Below are 17,932 nucleotides of genomic sequence, written 5' to 3' on the forward strand. Positions count from 1 at the left end.
CCGGAGCTCACTGCCAGCGGAAGCATCGCACCGCCAGGACCGCCAGCACGACGGCCCAGCCGGCGACGACCAGCACCTGCAGCAGCGTCGGCAGCTCTCCGGCCTGGGCCCGGTCCAACGCCAGCGCTGCCGCGCCGGTCGGCGTCGCGGCCACGACGTCGCGGACGAGCCCGCTCATCGCGCTCACCGGGTACCAGACACCGGCGGTGAACATGAGCGGGAAGAAGACGACGGTGCCCACGGTCGAGGCGGCCCGGGAGGAGGGCGCCGTCCCGGACACCAGCGCCCCGATGCCGAAGACGGCGACCAGGGCGAGCAGGTAGGCCAGCGCCCAGGCCGGCAGGGCGGCGGGCAGCGGGACGCCGAACGCCAGCCGGCCGACGGCGAGCACGAGGCCCACCGACACCAGCACCGCGGCCGCGTGCAGCGCGACCTGGGCACCGAGCACGTGCGCGGCCCGGGCCGGGGTGGTGGCGATCCGGCGCAGCACCTGGCGTTCCCGGTAGGCGCTGATCACCGCCGGCATCGCCGTGACCCCGGCCATGATCGCGGCCAGCAGGCAGGAGACCGGCACGTAGGCGGCCACGAAGCTGACCCCGCCGAACTCCGCCGACGGCTCGTCGAACCCCGGGACGAGGCCGAGGACGACCAGCAGCAGAGTGGGGAACATCAGGATCCAGAAGAGCGAGCCGGGCTCGCGCAGGAACAGCCGGGTCTCGGTGGCCAGGACGGCCCGGCCCGGGCGGGCCCGACGGCTGCCGGTGGGGCGGGTGGCGGTCACGCGGACTCCTGCAAGGTGGGGGCCGCATCCTGGCGGCGGACGAGGTCGAGGTAGGCGTCGTCGAGGGTGGTGGCCGAGACCCGCAGGCCGACCGGCTCCACGCCGCGGGTCTGCAGTGCGTGGAGCACCGCGAGGACGCCGTCGTCGGTGCCGACGACCTCGAGCCGGTCACCACGCCGTTCGACCCCACCGACACCGGGCAACCCGGACAGCGCCGCCGCGGCGAGGACGTCGGCGGGAACGGTGAAGGACATGACCGTCGAGTTCGCCGAGCGGGCGACCACCTGCTCGGGCGTCCCCTCGGCGACGACGCGGCCGGCGGCCATGACGGCGATCCGGTCGCAGAGTTGCTGGGCCTCCTCCATCAGGTGGGTGACCAGCACGACCGTGGTGCCGCCGTCGCGGACCTCGCGCACCAGCTGCCAGGTGTCCCGGCGGGCCTCCGGGTCCAGGCCGGTGGTCAGCTCGTCGAGCAGCACCACCCGGGGCCGGCCGACGAGGGCGGTGGCGATCGCCAGCCGCTGCTGCTGGCCACCGGAGAGGTGGGCGTACCGGGCGTCCGCGACCTGCCGCAGGCCGAGGCGCTCGATGAGCTCGACCGGATCAGCGGGGTCGTCGTGGAAGGCGGCCACCATGGCCACCGCCTCACGGGCGGTGAGCTTGGCCTGCAGCCCGGAGCTCTGCAGCTGCACGCCCAGCACGCGGGTGACGGCGCGCCGGTCCTGCCAGGGCACGTGCCCGGCCACGCGGACCGTGCCGTGGTCGGGACGGGTGAGCCCGGCGATGCACTCGACCGTCGTCGTCTTGCCGGCGCCGTTGGGCCCCAGCACACCGACGATCTCGCCGTCGTGCACGTCGAGGTCCACGTGCTCGACGGCCACGGCGGAGCGGTACGTCTTGCGGAGGTCGCGGACCTCGATGAGCGGCATGGCACGACACTGGCAACGGTGCCGCGCCGTGCCATCGACCGACCGGCTGGAACCATCTCCACCGATCGGCGCCCGGAGCGGCTCTCCGGCGCGATGGCGGGCAGCGATGACTTCCGCGACCCGGCCGGGTCGAAGGGGCAGCGCCGACCGATCTGACTGGAGACCCCTGTGCCCGACACCACCACCCCCGAGCGCCTGTGGGCGGCGGCCCACGCCGAGCGCGCCGCCCTGGCCGACGACCTGGCCGAGCTGGACGAGGCGCAGTGGACGCAGCCCTCGCTGTGCGGGCGGTGGAGCGTCCAGGAGGTGGTGGCCCACCTGAGCGCAGCGGCCAGCACCGGGCGGGCACGCTGGCTGGTCAGCATGATCGGTGCGCGCTTCGACGCCGACGTGCACAACGCCCGACGGCTGACCGAGCACCTCGGCTCCACCCCCACCGAGACGCTGCAGCGCTTCCGCACGGTCGTCGACAGCACCACCGCCCCGTCCGGGCACACCGCCGCCTGGCTCGGCGAGGTCGTCGTCCACGCCCAGGACGTCCGCCGCCCGCTCGGTCTGCCCGGCCGGCCCCCGGTACCCGTGGTCACCGAGGTCGCCCGCTTCTACGCCGCCCGGGACTTCGCCGTGAACAGCCGCACGGCCGCCGCCGGCCTGCGCCTCCAGGCCGACGACGGGCCCTTCGCAGCGGGAGCTGGCCCGCTGGTCACCGGCACGACCCTGGCGCTGACGATGGCCATGGCCGGGCGCGCGGCCTTCTGCGAGGACCTGACCGGCCCCGGCGTGCGTGTGCTGCGAGATCGGTGCGCACGTCCTTGAGCCGCTGGGAACCGCCGGACCGCGTGGGTACGTTGTCCTCGGAGCCGGCACACCGCCCTGGACGAGGAGCGCCATGACCACCCCGCTGCCGACCGGCCCCGCCGGTGCCCTGGACGTGCGGGCCGACGACGAGGTGACCTGGTTGCTCTCGCTGGACCCCACGGTGATCGCCGTCCTCGGTGGCGTGCTCGTGACTCTCCTGCTGATCGCCGTGCTCGCCGGGTGGCTGGTCGTCCGGCGGGTCCGGCGCAGCCCTCTGGTGGCCCGGAGCCGGGAGATCGCCGCACGCAGCCGTGAGCTGGGCATGCAGGGCGCCACCGCCGTCGCGGCCCGCCGCCTGCCCCCGGGGCAGCGGCGCTCCTGTGCGGAACTGCAGCTCGAGGTCTGCCGCGCCCGGGATCGGCTGCGTCGCCAGGTGGCGACCGCGCAAGCCGCCGGCGCCCACCTCGGCGAGATACCGGACCTGATGCCGTCGCTGGAGGCCGAGGGCAACCGGTTGGAGCAGCGCCTGCGGCAACGGGCGCTGGTGCCCGAGCCGACCGCCCGGGACGACCTGGAGCTGGAGGCCCGGGCCCACCTCGACACGCTCGCCGACGTCTGCGACGCGGTGTGGCAGGCGGAGCGGGTGGCGTCGGCGACCAGGCGGCCGACCACCGAGGTCGCCGACGCGGTCACCGCGCTGCGTGCGCACACGACCGCCTACCAGGAGCTCACATCCCCGCCGGTGGTGCCGCCGCTGTCCCCGACCACGCACCCGACGCCCCCAGCCCGGGAGCCCACCCAGCGGTGAGCGGCCAGTCGCTGTGATCCGGCCCGGTCGGACCCACCGGCCGGCCGGATCGCAATGGCGGCCATCATCCACCGCTGGTGCGCGTCGAGGCCGTCCCCCGGCAGGACCGCCGCACCAGGTGGTCGAGGAGCCAGACGCCTGCTTCTCCTACGTGGACTGAGAGTCCGGCGAGCAGGCCTCGGGTCGCCGTCCGGAGCGGAGGCGACCCCAGCGGTCACTGACCGGGGGTGGGTGCGACCGCCTGGAGCGCCGTCCAGAAGGCCGCTCGCACCGCACTGGCCCCCCACGCGTTGGGCTCGATCAGATCGCAGAACCACAGGCCACGCCCGGCGGGGCGCGGCTCCCGCCGTGCCGGGTCGCCGGCGAGCAACCCGTGACCGTGGAAGAGATCGGCGATCTCGGCCACGGCGGCGCCATGGTGGGCCGCCACGGCTCGCAGGCCGTCATTGAGCTCCTCGATCATCGCCACCGCCTCCGCCCAGGGCGGCAGGCCCAGCCGTGCGGCGTCACCGGTGCCGTCGCTCGGGTCGTAGACGGTGCCGACGACGATCCGGCCGGACGGGGCCAGGCGTCCGGCGATCTGGGGCAGCGCGTGCGCCAGGGCGGTCTGGACCCGGGTGATCACCTGGCGCGCGGCCGCTGTGTCCCCGTACGCCCCCAGGAGGTCGTTGCCCCCGATGGACATGGTCACGAGGGTGGGGCGCACGCGGAGCTGCGCGAACCTGGCGAGCTGGGTGTCCAGGAGCGTGCGCGTGGTCGCGCCGTCCGTGGCGAGCAGGGAGAACACCGTGCTCGGGTCGGCGGTGCGCAGGTCGCGCCCCCGCCACTCGGGGAAGTCGTCATCGCGGTTGGCGAAGAGCAGGCTGGCCCCGCCGCGGCCTGGTCCGCCGGAGTAGTCGTCGATGGAGATCGAGTCGCCGAGCGCGACGTAGTGGGCTGCGGCGTCCGCCATCCGGCCATCGTCCGCTCGGCGTCGCGAGGCCGCCTCTCGGTGGACCCGGGCTGCCCTCAGCCGATGCGGTGCGCGACCGCCCAGCCAGGGTGCCCAGGCTGTTCGTGGCCGGGCGGAGCAGCATGGGCGCGAGCAGGCTCACGCTGCGCAACCGGAGCCAGGCGAACAGGACTCCGGCGGCGCCGGTGAACACGCACGCGAACAGCACGGCCCCGGCTCGGAGGACCGGCCCCCGGCGAGGTCGTTCGCCGCCAGGGCGCTGATCGTGGGACGGATGTGCCAGATCCCGAAGACGGCTGCGGACATCGCCGTCGCCGCCCGCACCGGTGCCAGCCTGGTGAGGGCGGCGAGCAGTCGGCGGCGACGACCACCTCTCGCTCCCGGTAGCGGACCGTCGGTGGGGCGGCGGCCCTCAGGGGGCCTCCGGCGTCCGGCTCGAGTGCTTGCCCGCCGACCACCCGTGGTCCTGCAGGTGCTCACCGGCCCAGCTCAGCGGCGAGCGCTCCAACTCCGTGGCCATGGTGTCGTTCCACCGGTTCAGGAACCCGAAGTTGGCGATCACAGCAACGATCTCGACGACCTGCTCGTCGTCGAAGTGGCGCCGTAGCGCGACCATGTCCTGGTCGGTGACCGCGTTCGGTGTCAGTCCGGCCCCCCGCGCGACGCGCAGCGCGGCCCGCTCCGCCTCGGTGAACAGCGGGCTGGCCTCGAACTCCCACACAGCGGCCAGCTTCTCGGCATCGGCTCCTCGCTGCTCGGCCACATGGGAGGTGTGTGCCTGGCAGTAGGAACAGCCTGCGGCAGCAGACACGATCGTGGCGACCAGCTGCTTGAGCACACCACCCACCCGGCCATCAGCCATCACCACCGCATTGAGCCGGGCGAAGGCCGCCATGACCTCCGGATGACGGGCCATCGTCAGCGTGCTGTTGGGCAGTACCCCCAACGCGTTCTCCACCGCCTGGAAGGTCTCCTCGTACTGCGGCAGGTCCTCCCGCCGCAGCGGCTGGATCCTCGACATCAGCCACTCCCTCCACGTCGACAGCGAAACCTTAGCGCTGAGGGATGTTCGGCGTGGTCTGACGAGCGCCAGCCACCGAGGACGGCGGTCCCTTCCGCGACTCTGATCCGGTCACGCCGCGGACGCGGACGGAGTCAGGACGTGGATCGCGAGTGGGAGGGGCGCGGTCTGGGCCACATTGGCGCCGACTCCGCACCCGCCGCCCCTGCGAGAGCGGACGATCCGGCCTGCGCGACACGGTCATCCGGCCGACGAGCCGCGGACATGGAAAGGTCCCCGTTGCAGGACACGCCACCCGGACGGGGTCACCGGCTCCGCTCCGTCCCCGGACCCAGAGGCGGTTGGCCGCAGTTGTTCTCCTTGAGTCGGCGCCTGGCAGGCGCACTCGTGCACGTGTACACAGCGAGCGGCTCCGTGCTCGCGCTGCTCATCGTGCTGGCTGCGTTCGACGGTCACGTGGTCATGGCCCTCTGGATCGGCCTGGTCGCACTCGTCGTCGATGGCACGGACGGGATGCTCGCCCGCGGCGCGCGGGTGAAGGAGACCATCCCCTGGTTCGACGGCGCCCGCCTCGACGACATCGTCGACTACCTGACCTACGTCTTCGCCCCCGTGGTCCTCCTCTGGACGACCGGGGCCCTGCCGGATGGCGCGTCCGGGTGGGTGCTGGCCGCCCTGCCGCTGCTCTCCTCCAGCTACCAGTTCTGCCGGGTGGACGCGAAGACCGAGGACCACACGTTCCTCGGGTTCCCCAGCTACTGGAACGTCGTCGCCTTCTACGTCATCGTGCTCGAACTCGACCGGGTCACCGTCGCGACCATCCTGGTCGTCTGCTCGATCCTGGTGTTCGTGCCGGTGCGCTACCTGTACCCCTCACGCACTCAGACGTTCAGACCCCTCAGCCTGGTGCTCACCGCGATCTGGATCGGCACGTATGCGCTGCTCCTCCTCCAGTTCCCGTCCGTGGACCCGATCGTGGTGACCGTCTCACTCGCCTACCTCGTGTACTACCTGGCGGTCAGCGGCTACCTCACCGTTGCTGCCAGGCGCCGCCGGCGCGGTCGTGCGGGCCGTGCCGAGACACGGGTGGACGCCGGCACGCCCTGACCGCCGTCCGCTGCTGCACCCCGGACGTCGACCGCCGGACACTGCTGCACGGGACTCTTCCCGCCTGCTCTGGCCGGAGCGCCCCTCCGCGTGCACGACCCGCACCGCCGTCCCCGGCGCCTGCCGGGCTGCCCTGTCGGTGGCCCCGGCCGCCACGGCACCGACGCCGAGCGGCGCTGTCGTACTGGTCGATCCCTTCGGTCACGACCCCGTCACGAGCGGATTCCTCGGTCCGGGGCGGCGGGCTCTCACCCTCCTGCCGCAGCTTGGCCGGGACGATCCAACAGCTTCGCCAGCAGCGAGGACAACTGCAGCTGCTCCCCCTCGTCCAGGCGGCCGAGCCGGTCGTCGGGGAAGTCGAAGGCACGCCGGACGGCGCGGTGCTCGCGGCGCCCGGCCGGGGTGATCGAGACCTGCTTGACGCGCCGGTCCGCCGGGTCGGGCACCCGGGTCACCAGTCCGCGGGCCTCCAGCCGGGCGACGAGCTGGGTGACGTTGGACGGGTCGCAGAGCAGCTCGACGGCGAGCTCCCCCATCGACCGCTCCCCCACGGTCAGCTGGCCGAGCAGGCAGGCCTGGGCAGCGCTCAACCCGACCGCCTGCGCCGCGCGGTCGTACGCCGCGTCGTAGGCGTACACGAAGTCCCACACCTGCTGCTGCAGCGCGCTCTCGTCGTCTGCCACGGCGCCCAGGTTACTTGATGGACTGAAGTAGTCGTGCCACCATGACAGCAGGAACTTGAGTGACTCAATCAATCGGAGGAGATCCAGATGGCGGTCGAACACGGGAGCACGGCGACCACCCGCGTCCTGGTCACCGGGGTGCGCGGGAAGACCGGCACCCCACTGGCGGAGCTGCTCGTGGCCCGGCCGGGCGTCGAGGTGCTGGGCGGCAGCAGCAACCCGGAGACGGTGGACGTCGCCGGGGTTTGGCCGACCGAGTTCTCCTGGGACCGGCCGGCCGGCTGGCCCGCGGCGACCGACGGCGTCGACGCGCTCTTCGTCGTCCGGCCCGATCGCGCGGACGCGCCGGAGCTGATCGGCGCGCTGCTCGAGGTGACGCCGCCCCCGGCGCACATCGTCCTGCTGTCGGAGCAGGACGCCGACCACACCGGGCCGGCCGGGTGGGCGCCGCGGGCCGAACGGGCGGTGCGCACCGGCAGCCACAGCTGGACGGTGCTGCGGCCGAGCTGGTTCATGCAGGTGCTCACCGACCCGCGCTTCTACCTCGACCAGCTCACCGGCACCGACGAGCTGCCGTTCGCCAGTGGGGGCGCGAGCCTCGCGTGGATCGACGCCCGGGACATCGCCGCCGTGGCCGAGCGAGCACTGCTCGACGAGGGGCACGCCGGTCAGGTGTACGAGCTCACCGGTCCGGCGGCGCTCTCGCTGCCCCGCACCGCGGAGCTGATCTCCCGGGCCACCGGGCGCCCCATGACCCACCGGGAGATCACCATCGACCAGGCGCTGGCCGGCACCGAGGGCTTCGAGCGGGAGATCACCGCAGTGACGTTCGAGCGCGTGCAGGCCGGCAGCTTCGCCGTCGTGACCGACGCCGTCCAGCGCGTGACCGGGCGTCCGGCCCGAAGCCTGGAGAGCTTCCTCGCCGACGCGCTACCCGTCCTGCGGCGCGCCGCCTGACCCCGGTCCGGGGCGTCAGTCTGCTCGACCACGTTCAGCCGGCCACTTGCCGTTCCGGCAAGGATCTTTGCGTCAGCGTCGGATACCGGGCCATCGTGCCCAGGGCACACCGACGGGGAGGACCAGGACATGTCCGAGCAGGCAGTACGGCGAGAGGGCGGCGACCCAGCCGGCCACGACTTCGACGAGGCGTACTGGGAGGAGCACTGGCAGGGCCGGGCCGCCGGCCCCGAAGCGGTGCACAGCATCCCGCCGAACCCGCACCTGGCCCGCGAGGTCGGCGTGCTGGTGCCGGGGACGGCCCTGGACGCAGGGTGCGGCGCGGGCGCCGAAGCGCTGTGGCTCGCCGCGCACGGCTGGCAGGTCACCGCAGCCGACATCTCGGCCGCGGCACTGGCCCGCGCCGCTGACCGGGCGGCATCGAGCGGGGTCGCCCAGCGCGTGCGGTGGTTGCAGGCCGACCTGAGCAGCTGGGCGCCGGACACGCAGTTCGACCTGGTCACGACCTCCTACGCCCATCCGGCCATGCCACAGCTGGAGTTCTACGACCGGATCGCCGGGTGGGTGGCCCCTGGCGGCACCCTGCTCGTCGTCGGGCACCTGCACGCCCACGCCGCCCAGGAGGAGGGCCACCAGCCGCCCGCGGACGCGTCGGTCACCGCCGCCGTCGTCACCGCCCGGCTCGGCGACGCGGAGTGGGACGTCGTCACCGCCGAGGAGCTGCAGCGCACGCTCAATGCTCCCGACGGCCGCACGAGGAGCCTCCGGGACGTCGTCGTGCGCGCCACACGACGCGCCTGACCAGTTCCGGGCGCGAAGGGGCCCCGGACGATCCAGCCCCCACGGCAGGCATGCCGTGGGGGCTGGATCGTCTGGTCAGGTCAGACCGGCGGAGCCGGTCGAGCTGCTCAGTTCGTGCGACGGCGGCCGGTGAGACGGCCGAGGAGTCGCTTGAGCAGGTTCGCCTTGATCAGTCCGGACACGATCCCCATGTCTGTTCCTCCTCCGGGTCGACTGGACCAGCCACTACCCAGCATCGGCCCGGTCCATGTCCCGGCCTGCGCAGACGCCCGCACGGTCAGGCGCGCACGCGGTTGCGCGGCCGACGGCGGCGGGCGAAGAACCGCTCCACCCGGCGCCACCGGTTCGGCGTCTTCTCCCGGTCCATCACCTCGGACTCGGCCAGCGCGCGGTCGACCGTGCCGAGCTCCGGCGGCTCGAACACCACCAGCGAGCGGCCGGTCGGCCGGCGCAGCCGCTCGATGCCGCGCACGAGCGAGCCGGTGTCGGTGATCGCGGCGGCGACCTCGTCGGGCGTGCACGCCAGGTGCTCGGCCAGCAGCCGGTGCCGGAAGTCGACGATGGTCGCGGCCACCCGGTCGGCCCCCGGCTGTCCCTCCACCGCCTCGATCGCCAGGTCGCACTCGGTGTCCAGGCCCATCGACCGGTTGTTCAGGTTGCTGGACCCCAGCCGCAGCAGGCGGTCGTCGACGACGGCCACCTTGGCGTGCACGTAGATCGGCTCGCGCTGCTCGGTCACCGGACAGTAGAGCCGGAACCGGTCGTGGACGTCGGCCTCGCGGATCAGCTCCAGCACCCGGGCGCGCGCCGTGCCCATCGCCTTCTCCGAGAGCCAGCCGTCAGCGGTCCACGGGTTGAGCACGACGACGTCGGGGCCGTCGGGCTCGCGCAACCGCTCGGCGATCGCCTCGGCGATCCGGCGGCTGGCGAAGTACTGGCTCTCCACGTAGATCGAACGACGGGCCGCGGCGATGCCGGCGAGCCACAGCAGTTCGATCTCGTGGACCAGCTCCATGCCCGCGTGTTCCGGGCGGGTGCGGGCGATCGCGACGTCGACGTCGGTGAGCAGCGACTCGACCTCCGCGGGCCAGCACTCCCGCCCCTCCGGCAGCGGCTCGAGCCGCTCCCCGGTGCCGCTCTCCCACCGGGTACGGGCGAGCTCGGCGACGGCACGAGCGGCGGGCCCGGTCAGCATGCTGGTCGCGTCGTGCCACGGTCCGGCGAGCCGGCCCTCCGCGCGTCCGGCGGCCGGCGACCGCCGGTGCGGGTTGCTGTCGGCGTGGTCGCAGGTGTCCCAGCGGTCGGCGGTGACGTCGATGCCGCCGGTGAAGGCCAGGCAGTCGTCGACAACCACGATCTTCTGGTGGTGCGCGCCCCCGACCGGGTGGTGGGTGTCGATGGCCAGGGTGAGGCGGTCGGAGGTGCGCCGGTCCAGCAGCACGATCGGCTGCAGCCCGCGGCCGAGCGCGCGCACCATGCCCAGGTCCCACTGGAGGACGCCGATCTCCAGCTGCGGGTTCTGCTCCACCGCCTGCTCGAGCACGGCCCCGAGCCGGTCGTCCTTCGGCCGGCCACCGGCCAGCGGGTCCAGGCGGATCCGCGGGTCGAAGTCCCAGCCGATGAACAGCACCCGCCGCTCTGCGCGCAGCACGGCTCGCTTGAGGGTGGCGAAGTACTCGGCCGCGTCGACGAAGACGGCGAAGCGGGTGGCCCGCTCGATCCGCCAGCAGGTCTCCCCCGGGATCAGCAGGGGCGCGCCCTGCTCCGGCCGTCCGGCGTTCCCGCCACGGGGGGTGGGGAGCCCGACGCCGGGGTCGGTGTCGGGGTCGGTCGTCGCCTGGCCGTCGTCCATCACGTCGGGAGTGTGCCCGTCGTCCCGCACGGCACCAAGGACCGACTCCCTCGAACCGGGGACACGGCCGCGCAGCGCCGCCGTCCCGCGGCAGCAGAACTCGGCTGCTGATCGGCCCGTCGGCTGCGAGGGTGCTCCTGACCGGCTGCGGCGCGACCGTGGACCACTCCGAGAGGCAGGAGGACCGATGGACGGGGACACCGACGCCACGGACGACGTGCGGTCGCTGCGCCCGGCGCTGCGCACGGAACTCGTGACCGCGATGAGGTCGCGCCGGGCCGACGCCGTCGCCGCGCTCCGCAGTGCCCTGGCCGCGATCGACAACGCCGAGGCCGTCGTCGCGCCGGGGACCGCGACCGGCGCCACGAACGCACACCTCGCCGGCACCCGGACCGGGGTCGGTTCCACCGAGGCGGACCGCCGCGCCCTGTCGATCGGCGACGTCCGCGCCCTCCTGCGCGCAGAGATCGCGGAGCGCCGGACCGAGGCCGACCGCTACGACACCCTCGGGCAGCACGAGGCCGCCGGCCGGCTCCGGCGCGAGGCCGAGGTGCTCGACCACCTCGCCGACGGGTGACCGCACCCCTCCGTGCCAGGCGGCCCGGCTCGCCGCCCGGCTGCGCGGTCGACCGGCCGTCAGCGGCGGGCGAGGACCGCCATGGCCACCGCGCACCCCCACCCGGCCACCACCACCGGGGTCTCGACCGGGTCGAACCCGCCCGGACTGACCCGGAGGCGGGTGCAGCGCTCGCTCAGGTAGCCGAACGTCAGCCCGGTGCCGGGCCACCGGAGCACCCAGCGGGCCCGGTCGTCCGGCCCGCGGAGCAGCCGGGCGGTCGCCCAGACCTGCGGCCCGAGCAGGTACGGCGGTGCGCTGAAGGCCGTGCCGAACCAGAGCCAGTCCCGGACGAGGTGGTCCGGGCTCCCCACCAGGAAGGGGACGTCGCAGTGCCGGCGGCGGCGCAGCGCGACGACGTGACCGGCCAGCTGAGCGGCCAGCTGGGTCGCCGAGACGGCCAGGAGCGTCGATCGCTGCACCATGCCCCCGCACGGTAGGGCGCCCGGGCCGTCCAGCGACGGCTCAGCTCAGCTGGTTGATCCGGATCAGGTTGCCCGTCGGGTCGCGGAAGGCGCAGTCGCGGACGCCGTAGTCCTGGTCCGTCGGCTCCTGGAGCACCTCGGCGCCACTGGCCTCGATCTTGCCGAAGGTGCCGTCGAGGTCGTCGGTGCCCAGGGTGAGTGCGGCGTAGTTGCCCTTGGCGATCAGCTCCAGGACGGTGCGGCGCTCGTCCTCGGTGATGGTGGGGTCGGCGGCCGGCGGGTGAAGGACGACGGAGGTCTGCGGCTGGCCGGCGGGACCGACGGTGATCCAGCGCATGTCCTCGTAGCCGACGTCGTTGCGGACCTCGAAGCCCAGGACGTCGCGGTAGAAGGCGAGCGAGGCCTCCGGGTCGGTGTGCGGCAGGAACGCATAGTGGATGGTCAGGTTCATGGCGTCGACGCTAGGGCCGGCACCGGCGCCCGGGCTTCTCGATTCCTGACCGGTCTGGTCACCTGTTTCGCCAGGCACGGCGGGATCCCCGCGCTCCCCCGGACGGCCTGCTCGCGGTAGACGCTCGGGGGCATCCCGACCAGTTCGGTGAAGCGGGTGCTGAAGGTGCCCAGCGACCCGTAGCCGACGGCGAAGCAGACCTCGGTCACGCTGAGGTCGCCCCGGCGCAGCAGCGTCATCGCCCGCTCGATCCGCCGGGTCATCAGGTAGGCGTACGGCGACTCCCCGTAGGCCCGCTTGAACTCCCGGCTCAGGTGCCCGGCCGACACGTGCACCCCGCGGGCGAGCGCGTCGACGTCCAGTGGCTGGGCGTACTCGCGGTCGATCCGGTCCCGGACCCGGCGCAGCAGCACCAGGTCGGCCAGACGCTGCTCGGAGACGGGTCCACCGGCCATGACCAAGATCGTAGGGACGCGCCGGGACAGCACAAGCCTCCCGGCGCAGGAGGCTGCGGTGGCCCCGCCGCAGCGGGCCGGGAGCGTGTTGGTAGAACCGGCCGGTGAGCACCGAGGCGACGCTGTTGCTCACCCTCGACCTCGTCGGGACGTTCGCCTTCGCGCTGAACGGTGCGCTGACCGCGCTGCGGGTGACCCGGCTCGACATCGTCGGCGTCGTCACGCTGGGGATGACCACGGCCCTCGGGGGCGGGATCATCCGGGACGTCCTGCTCGGCAGCCTGCCGCCGGCGACGTTCAGCGACTGGCGCTACCTGGCGGTGGCCGCCGTCGGCGGGCTGGTGGCGTTCGTCTTCGGGCCCGGGCTGGACCGACTGAACACCCCGATCACGGTGCTGGACGCCGCGGGACTGAGCCTGTTCGCGGTCACCGGCGCCGCCAAGGCCCTCGCCCTGGGACTCGGCCCGGCGCAGGCGGTGCTGCTCGGTGCGCTCACCGGCGTGGGTGGCGGCACGCTGCGCGACGTCCTGATCGGACAGGTGCCGTCGGTGTTCCGCAGCGGCCTGTACGCGATCCCGGCGCTGCTCGGAGCGACGGCCACCGTGGTGGCCATCCGGCTCGACGCGTACGGGGTGGCCACCGCCGTCGGCGCGGCGGTCCTCTGCTTCACCGTCCGGATGCTCGGTGTCCGGTTCGGGTGGAACGCACCGATGCCCCGGACGCCGCGCGCGCAGCGCCCGCACGGCGGCTGACCGACCGGGTGCGCTCACGTCCAGGGCCCGGCTCGACGAGGTGGTCGAGCCGGGCCCTGGACGTCAGCCGCTGGTCTGCGTGAACAGCCAGTCGCGCAGGGCCGCGATATCGTACGCGGGCTGGAAGGACGCCATGTGCTCGCTGTTCATCGGGCCGGAGGCCGAGCCGTTCGCCTCGAGGACGGTGCCCTCGGCGAAGGTGGCGAAGTTGATGCTGCTGCCCTCGGCGAGCAGTTCGGCGGCCGCCGCCTCCAGCTCATCGGCCGACCAGGTCGCGTTCCACTCGGTGACCGCGCTGTAGTCGACGCCCGCCGCATCCAGCATCGCCTGCACGTCGGCCTGACCACCGGAGGCGTTGGCGTCACCGGCGGCGGCGGTGTAGATGAAGTTCTCCCCCACCAGGTTGTAGGACATCGTCGTGCCGGTGTCCGGGTCGGTGTAGGTGAACTGCTGGAACTGGCCCGCCACCTCCGCCACCAGGCTCTCCAGGGTCGGGCTCTCGGTGGTGCTGTCGGTGGTGGTGCTGGTGGTGTCGGCCGCCGAGGCCGAGACAGAGGACGTCGCAGCGGCGCTCGCGGTGGACTCCGTGCTGCCACCGCAGGCCGCCGTCCCGAACAGCAGGGAGGCGAGGACTCCGGCGACGAGCAGGCGCTGGGGGCGGGATGTGTTCATGTCAGTGAGCGTCTGTGCGGATCTGGTGACCGACTGGGCGCTCACCATGCGCTCACTGTGAGCCCGCGCTGGCGTCCGAGGCCACGAGTTGACCTGAACGTCACATGAGGGTCTTCTGTTAAAACGTGACCTGGGGCACTCTGTCCGCCACACCGCGCGGCCACCCCCCTCGCCGCGCACCCGCATTCGTCAACATCCGTAGACGTTCCGAGGTGCAGCCATGACCACCACCCAGCTCCAGCTGACCCATCCCCTGGACCCCGTCCAGCCCGCGGAGATCGAAGAGGTACGGCGGATCACCGCCGCGGCCGGCCTGGTCGCCGACAGCACCCGCTTCGTCTACGTCGGCCTGCAGGAACCGCCCAAGCAGGAGGTGCTGGCGCACCGTCCTGGGCAGCCGGTCACCCGGCGCTTCCGGGTCCTGCTCCTGGACCTGGCGTCGCAGGTCTCCAGCGACGTGGTGGTCGACGCGACCGCCGGCGAGGTCGTCTCAGCGGTCGAGCTGGACACCGCCACCTCCGGCCAGCTCCCGGTGCTGGACGAGGAGTTCGAGCTGGTCGAGCAGCTGCTGTCCACCGACGAGCGGTGGCTGGCCGCCCTGGCGGCCCGGGACCTGGACGTCGCCCAGGTCCGGGTGGCCCCCCTGTCGGCCGGCGCCTACGAGGAGTACCCGGACGAGGCGGGGCGGCGAGTCCTGCGCGGCCTGGCGTTCCTGCAGGAGACGCCCACGGACTCCGCCTGGGCACACCCGATCGACGGGCTGGTGGCCTACGTCGACACGATCAACCGGGTCGTCGACCAGGTCATCGACACCGGCGCCGTCCCGGTGCCCGCCGGCTCGGGCAACTACGACGACCCGGCGGTCAGCGGCCCGCCGCGGACCACGCAGAAGCCGATCGAGATCACCCAGCCCCAGGGGTCGAGCCTGACCCTGGAGGGCAACGTGCTCACCTGGGAGAAGTGGTCGCTGCGCGTCGGCTTCGACACCCGCGAGGGCCTCGTGCTGCACCAGATCGGGTTCGACGAGGGCACCGGCGTGCGGCCGATCGTCTACCGCGCCTCGATCGCCGAGATGGTCGTCCCCTACGCCGACCCCAACCCGGTGCGCTCCTGGCAGAACTACTTCGACACCGGCGAGTACCTGGTCGGCCGCTACGCCAACGCCCTCGAGCTCGGCTGCGACTGCCTCGGCGACATCACCTACCTGGACGCCGTCATCGCCGACGAGCAGGGCAACCCGCGCACGCTGCCCAACGCGGTCTGCATCCATGAGGAGGACTACGGGATCCTCTGGAAGCACACCGACCTGTGGAGCGGATCGCAGCAGACCCGCCGGCAGCGGCGGCTGGTGGTCTCCTTCTTCACCACCGTGGGCAACTACGACTACGGCTTCTACTGGTACCTCTACCTCGACGGCACCATCGAGTTCGAGGCCAAGGCGACCGGCGTCGTCTTCACCTCCGCGCACGCCGGCGGCGACTACCCCTACGCCTCGCAGATCGCCCCGGGGCTGGGCGCACCGCTGCACCAGCACCTGTTCAGCGCCCGCCTGGACATGACGGTCGACGGCATCGCCAACCGGGTCGACGAGGTGGACGTCGTCCGCCTCCCGATGGGGCCGGACAACCAGCGCGGCAACGCGTTCACCACCTCCTGCACCACCCTGGCCACCGAGTCCGCGGCCCAGCGCGACGCGTCCCCGGCCACCAACCGTGTCTGGCACGTCGTCAACCCCGAGCGGCTCAACCACGTCGGCCAGCCCGTCGGCTACGCCCTGTTCCCGGAGGGCCTGCCGACGCTGCTGTCGGACCCGGACTCCTCGATCGCCCGGCGGGCGGCGTTCGCCACCCGGCACCTGTGGGTGACCCGCTACGACGCCGCCGAGCGGTACGCGGCCGGGGACTTCGTCAACCAGCACAGCGGGGGCTCCGGGCTGCCGGAGTACGCCGCGGCCGACCGGGACATCGACGGCCAGGACCTGGTCGTCTGGCACACCTTCGGGCTCACCCACGTGCCTCGGACGGAGGACTGGCCGATCATGCCCGTCGACTACACCGGCTTCCGGCTCAAGCCGTTCGGCTTCTTCGACCGGAACCCCACCCTCGACGTGCCGGCCTCGACCTCCGCGCACTGCACCGGCGGCGCCAGCTCCTGCTCGGGTGCGGAGGCCTCCGGTGAGTGAGCGCCCGACCACCTCGAACGGCGCGACCGCGCTGACCTCCCCCGGCCGGTCGGCCGGCCGGGGCAGCGACGGCGAGCAGCTGAAGTCCGGCCGGCTCGGCGTCCTCGGCATCGTCTTCTTCGTCGTCGCCGCCGCGGCCCCGCTGGTCGGCATGACCGGCGCCGTGCCGGTGGCCATCGCGGCCGGCAACGGCGCCGGCGCCCCGGGCGCCTACGTCGCCGTCGGGATCGCCCTGCTGGTGTTCGCCTCCGCCTTCTCGGCGATGAGCCGGGTGGTGACCAACACCGGCGCGTTCTTCGCCTACGTCGGCCGCGGCCTGGGCCTGTCCGCCGGCGTCGGCTCGGCGTTCGTCTCCGTGTTCGCCTACCTGACCATCCAGCTGGCGGTCTACGGCTTCTTCGGCGGTCTGATGGCCGGGCAGATGGACGCCACCTTCGGCATCGACGCCCCCTGGTGGCTGTGGACGCTCGCCGCCTGGGCTCTGGTGCTCGCCCTCTCGGTGGTCAGCGTCGACGTCGGCGCCAAGGTCCTCGGCACGCTCATGGTGCTGGAGCTGCTCAGCCTGGCCGTCGTCGCCGTCGCCGTCATGCTCGAGGGCGGCGGCCCCGACGGGGCGAACCTCGTCGAGTCCTTCGCCCCGCAGAACGTCTTCGTGGGCGGCCTGGCCGGCTCGGCCGGCATCGCGCTGGCGTTCGCGTTCGCCTCCTACATCGGCTTCGAGGCCACCGCGATCTACGGCGAGGAGAGCAAGGACCCCGAGCGCACCGTGCCGCGGGCCACCTACGCCGCGGTCGGGCTGATCACCGTCATCTTCGCGGCGGCCTCCTGGGCCGTGGTGAGCGGACTGGGCACCGACGACGTCGTCGCCCGGGTGCTCGAGGAGTCCTCGGTGGACGGCGTGCCGCTGGCCGACCCGGCAGCGGTGCTGTTCTCCGTCGCCGCCAGCTACGTCGGCGACTGGCTGGCCACGGTGATGAGCTGGCTGGTGCTCTCCAGCCTGTTCGCCGGGCTGCTGGCCTTCCAGAACTGCAGCGCCCGCTACTTCTTCTCCCTCGGCCGGGCCGGGGTCTTCCCCGGGGCGCTGCAGAGCACCAACCGGCACGGCGCCCCCGGCATCGGGGCGATCGTGACCAGCGTCCTCACCGGCGCGGTCATCGTGGTCTTCGCCCTCGCCGGCCTGGACCCGGTGCTCAACCTCTTCTACTGGTCCTCCGGGATGGCGGTCATCTCGGTCGTGCTGGTGGAGATCCTCGTCTGCCTGGCCGTCCTGGTGCACTTCCGCGGGACGGGGCGCGGGGGCCACTGGTGGTCGACGCTGGCCGCACCCGTGCTCGCCGCCCTCGGCCTGGCCACCGGGCTCTACCTGCTGATCGGCCGGTTCGGCCTGCTGGCCGGCACCGTCCCCGAGGGAGTCGACCCGGCCGTGACGGCCTGGCAGCTCAGCGCCACCGGCTGGACGCTGGTGCTGCTGCCCTTCGTGCTGTTCCTGGTCGGGCTGGTGGTCGGCGCGGTGCTCTCCCGGGACGCCGACCAGCGCCCGGCGCTGCGCGACGTCGTGGGCTGAGCCGTGACCGCTCATCTGGTGGTCTGCGGCGCGGGTGCGGGACTGGCGATGATCGGGCACTTCCCCCACCGGCCGGTGCTGTGGGTGCCACACGCCCTGGGACTGGCGGCGATGGTGCTGGCCTGG

19 protein-coding genes are annotated in these 17,932 nt (G+C 73.3%); 9 read left to right on the forward strand and 10 right to left on the reverse strand.

The window, feature by feature from the left end:
• Positions 1 to 7: 7 nt before the first annotated feature.
• The gene (locus IN07_RS12115; protein ID WP_036336104.1) at positions 8 to 781 is read right to left on the reverse strand and encodes an ABC transporter permease; all 774 of its coding nucleotides are present in this window, start codon (positions 779 to 781) and stop codon (positions 8 to 10) included.
• A complete protein-coding gene (locus IN07_RS12120; RefSeq protein ID WP_036336106.1) occupies positions 778 to 1,710 on the reverse strand; it encodes an ABC transporter ATP-binding protein in 933 nt (310 codons plus the stop codon). Before IN07_RS12120 ends, IN07_RS12115 begins: the two co-directional genes overlap by 4 nt.
• Positions 1,711 to 1,878: 168 nt before the next feature.
• On the opposite strand from IN07_RS12120, the gene IN07_RS12125 reads away from it, so the two are divergent.
• Entirely contained in the window at positions 1,879 to 2,526 is a 648-nt protein-coding gene (locus IN07_RS12125; RefSeq protein ID WP_036336108.1) for a maleylpyruvate isomerase family mycothiol-dependent enzyme, read from the forward strand.
• 73 nt (positions 2,527 to 2,599) lie between these two features.
• A complete protein-coding gene (locus tag IN07_RS12130) occupies positions 2,600 to 3,316 on the forward strand; it encodes a hypothetical protein (protein ID WP_036336110.1) in 717 nt (238 codons plus the stop codon).
• 214 nt (positions 3,317 to 3,530) lie between these two features.
• On the opposite strand, the gene IN07_RS12135 is transcribed toward IN07_RS12130, so the two are convergent.
• Together IN07_RS12135 and IN07_RS12140 are read right to left on the reverse strand one after the other, a co-directional pair.
• Entirely contained in the window at positions 3,531 to 4,268 is a 738-nt protein-coding gene (locus IN07_RS12135; protein WP_036336111.1) for a GDSL-type esterase/lipase family protein, read from the reverse strand.
• A gap of 412 nt (positions 4,269 to 4,680) precedes the next feature.
• On the reverse strand, positions 4,681 to 5,289 hold the full coding sequence (locus IN07_RS12140) for a carboxymuconolactone decarboxylase family protein (RefSeq protein ID WP_036336113.1): 609 nt from the start codon (positions 5,287 to 5,289) through the stop codon (positions 4,681 to 4,683).
• Between the two features lie 393 nt (positions 5,290 to 5,682).
• Between IN07_RS12140 and IN07_RS12145 the strand changes: the two genes are divergently transcribed.
• Complete coding sequence (locus IN07_RS12145) at positions 5,683 to 6,396, forward strand: CDP-alcohol phosphatidyltransferase family protein (protein WP_231558214.1); 714 nt, start codon at positions 5,683 to 5,685, stop codon at positions 6,394 to 6,396.
• Between the two features lie 248 nt (positions 6,397 to 6,644).
• On the opposite strand, the gene IN07_RS12150 is transcribed toward IN07_RS12145, so the two are convergent.
• Entirely contained in the window at positions 6,645 to 7,079 is a 435-nt protein-coding gene (locus tag IN07_RS12150; RefSeq protein ID WP_231558224.1) for a MarR family winged helix-turn-helix transcriptional regulator, read from the reverse strand.
• 87 nt (positions 7,080 to 7,166) lie between these two features.
• Between IN07_RS12150 and IN07_RS12155 the strand changes: the two genes are divergently transcribed.
• Together IN07_RS12155 and IN07_RS12160 are read left to right on the forward strand one after the other, a co-directional pair.
• Positions 7,167 to 8,036: an NmrA family NAD(P)-binding protein gene (locus IN07_RS12155; RefSeq protein ID WP_036336116.1), complete on the forward strand. Its 870-nt coding sequence runs from the start codon at positions 7,167 to 7,169 to the stop codon at positions 8,034 to 8,036.
• 129 nt (positions 8,037 to 8,165) lie between these two features.
• Positions 8,166 to 8,837 (forward strand): class I SAM-dependent methyltransferase, encoded by a 672-nt coding sequence (locus IN07_RS12160; protein WP_052091192.1) that lies wholly within the window; start codon positions 8,166 to 8,168, stop codon positions 8,835 to 8,837.
• Positions 8,838 to 9,114: 277 nt separating this feature from the next.
• On the opposite strand, the gene IN07_RS12165 is transcribed toward IN07_RS12160, so the two are convergent.
• Positions 9,115 to 10,689, reverse strand: a complete 1,575-nt coding sequence (locus IN07_RS12165) for a phospholipase D-like domain-containing protein (RefSeq protein WP_081975360.1) — start codon at positions 10,687 to 10,689, stop codon at positions 9,115 to 9,117.
• A gap of 187 nt (positions 10,690 to 10,876) precedes the next feature.
• On the opposite strand from IN07_RS12165, the gene IN07_RS12170 reads away from it, so the two are divergent.
• Positions 10,877 to 11,266, forward strand: a complete 390-nt coding sequence (locus IN07_RS12170) for a GatB/YqeY domain-containing protein (protein ID WP_036336117.1) — start codon at positions 10,877 to 10,879, stop codon at positions 11,264 to 11,266.
• 59 nt (positions 11,267 to 11,325) lie between these two features.
• Here IN07_RS12170 and IN07_RS12175 read toward each other — a convergent pair whose 3' ends face one another.
• Genes IN07_RS12175 through IN07_RS12185 form a run of 3 tightly spaced genes read right to left on the reverse strand, consistent with a single transcriptional unit; the run spans position 11,326 to position 12,636 of the window.
• Positions 11,326 to 11,730, reverse strand: coding sequence for a hypothetical protein (locus IN07_RS12175; RefSeq protein ID WP_036336118.1), 405 nt, complete (start codon positions 11,728 to 11,730; stop codon positions 11,326 to 11,328).
• Between the two features lie 40 nt (positions 11,731 to 11,770).
• Positions 11,771 to 12,181, reverse strand: coding sequence for a VOC family protein (locus tag IN07_RS12180; RefSeq protein ID WP_036336119.1), 411 nt, complete (start codon positions 12,179 to 12,181; stop codon positions 11,771 to 11,773).
• Entirely contained in the window at positions 12,178 to 12,636 is a 459-nt protein-coding gene (locus tag IN07_RS12185; protein WP_036336120.1) for a helix-turn-helix transcriptional regulator, read from the reverse strand. Before IN07_RS12185 ends, IN07_RS12180 begins: the two co-directional genes overlap by 4 nt.
• A gap of 104 nt (positions 12,637 to 12,740) precedes the next feature.
• Here IN07_RS12185 and IN07_RS12190 point away from each other — a divergent pair, with 104 nt between their 5' ends.
• Complete coding sequence (locus IN07_RS12190) at positions 12,741 to 13,388, forward strand: trimeric intracellular cation channel family protein (RefSeq protein WP_036336121.1); 648 nt, start codon at positions 12,741 to 12,743, stop codon at positions 13,386 to 13,388.
• A 63-nt stretch (positions 13,389 to 13,451) separates the two neighbouring features.
• Here IN07_RS12190 and IN07_RS12195 read toward each other — a convergent pair whose 3' ends face one another.
• Complete coding sequence (locus IN07_RS12195; RefSeq protein WP_036336123.1) at positions 13,452 to 14,060, reverse strand: hypothetical protein; 609 nt, start codon at positions 14,058 to 14,060, stop codon at positions 13,452 to 13,454.
• A 220-nt stretch (positions 14,061 to 14,280) separates the two neighbouring features.
• Between IN07_RS12195 and IN07_RS12200 the strand changes: the two genes are divergently transcribed.
• Positions 14,281 to 16,242: a primary-amine oxidase gene (locus IN07_RS12200; RefSeq protein WP_036336125.1), complete on the forward strand. Its 1,962-nt coding sequence runs from the start codon at positions 14,281 to 14,283 to the stop codon at positions 16,240 to 16,242.
• Positions 16,235 to 17,806: an APC family permease gene (locus IN07_RS12205; protein ID WP_197058455.1), complete on the forward strand. Its 1,572-nt coding sequence runs from the start codon at positions 16,235 to 16,237 to the stop codon at positions 17,804 to 17,806. Before IN07_RS12200 ends, IN07_RS12205 begins: the two co-directional genes overlap by 8 nt.
• Positions 17,807 to 17,932: the final 126 nt, after the last annotated feature.

The organism is Modestobacter caceresii, assembly GCF_000761485.1.
Classification (GTDB): Bacteria; Actinomycetota; Actinomycetes; order Mycobacteriales; family Geodermatophilaceae; genus Modestobacter; species Modestobacter caceresii.

Coding starts and splice junctions, on each gene's coding strand:
- IN07_RS12120 (WP_036336106.1), bottom strand. CDS start 1,710: ATGCCGCTCATCGAGGTCCGCGACCTCCGCAAGACGTACCGCTCCGCC.
- IN07_RS12130 (WP_036336110.1), top strand. CDS start 2,600: ATGACCACCCCGCTGCCGACCGGCCCCGCCGGTGCCCTGGACGTGCGG.
- IN07_RS12135 (WP_036336111.1), bottom strand. CDS start 4,268: ATGGCGGACGCCGCAGCCCACTACGTCGCGCTCGGCGACTCGATCTCC.
- IN07_RS12140 (WP_036336113.1), bottom strand. CDS start 5,289: ATGTCGAGGATCCAGCCGCTGCGGCGGGAGGACCTGCCGCAGTACGAG.
- IN07_RS12155 (WP_036336116.1), top strand. CDS start 7,167: ATGGCGGTCGAACACGGGAGCACGGCGACCACCCGCGTCCTGGTCACC.
- IN07_RS12160 (WP_052091192.1), top strand. CDS start 8,166: ATGTCCGAGCAGGCAGTACGGCGAGAGGGCGGCGACCCAGCCGGCCAC.
- IN07_RS12165 (WP_081975360.1), bottom strand. CDS start 10,689: ATGGACGACGGCCAGGCGACGACCGACCCCGACACCGACCCCGGCGTC.
- IN07_RS12170 (WP_036336117.1), top strand. CDS start 10,877: ATGGACGGGGACACCGACGCCACGGACGACGTGCGGTCGCTGCGCCCG.
- IN07_RS12175 (WP_036336118.1), bottom strand. CDS start 11,730: ATGGTGCAGCGATCGACGCTCCTGGCCGTCTCGGCGACCCAGCTGGCC.
- IN07_RS12180 (WP_036336119.1), bottom strand. CDS start 12,181: ATGAACCTGACCATCCACTATGCGTTCCTGCCGCACACCGACCCGGAG.
- IN07_RS12185 (WP_036336120.1), bottom strand. CDS start 12,636: ATGGCCGGTGGACCCGTCTCCGAGCAGCGTCTGGCCGACCTGGTGCTG.
- IN07_RS12195 (WP_036336123.1), bottom strand. CDS start 14,060: ATGAACACATCCCGCCCCCAGCGCCTGCTCGTCGCCGGAGTCCTCGCC.
- IN07_RS12200 (WP_036336125.1), top strand. CDS start 14,281: ATGACCACCACCCAGCTCCAGCTGACCCATCCCCTGGACCCCGTCCAG.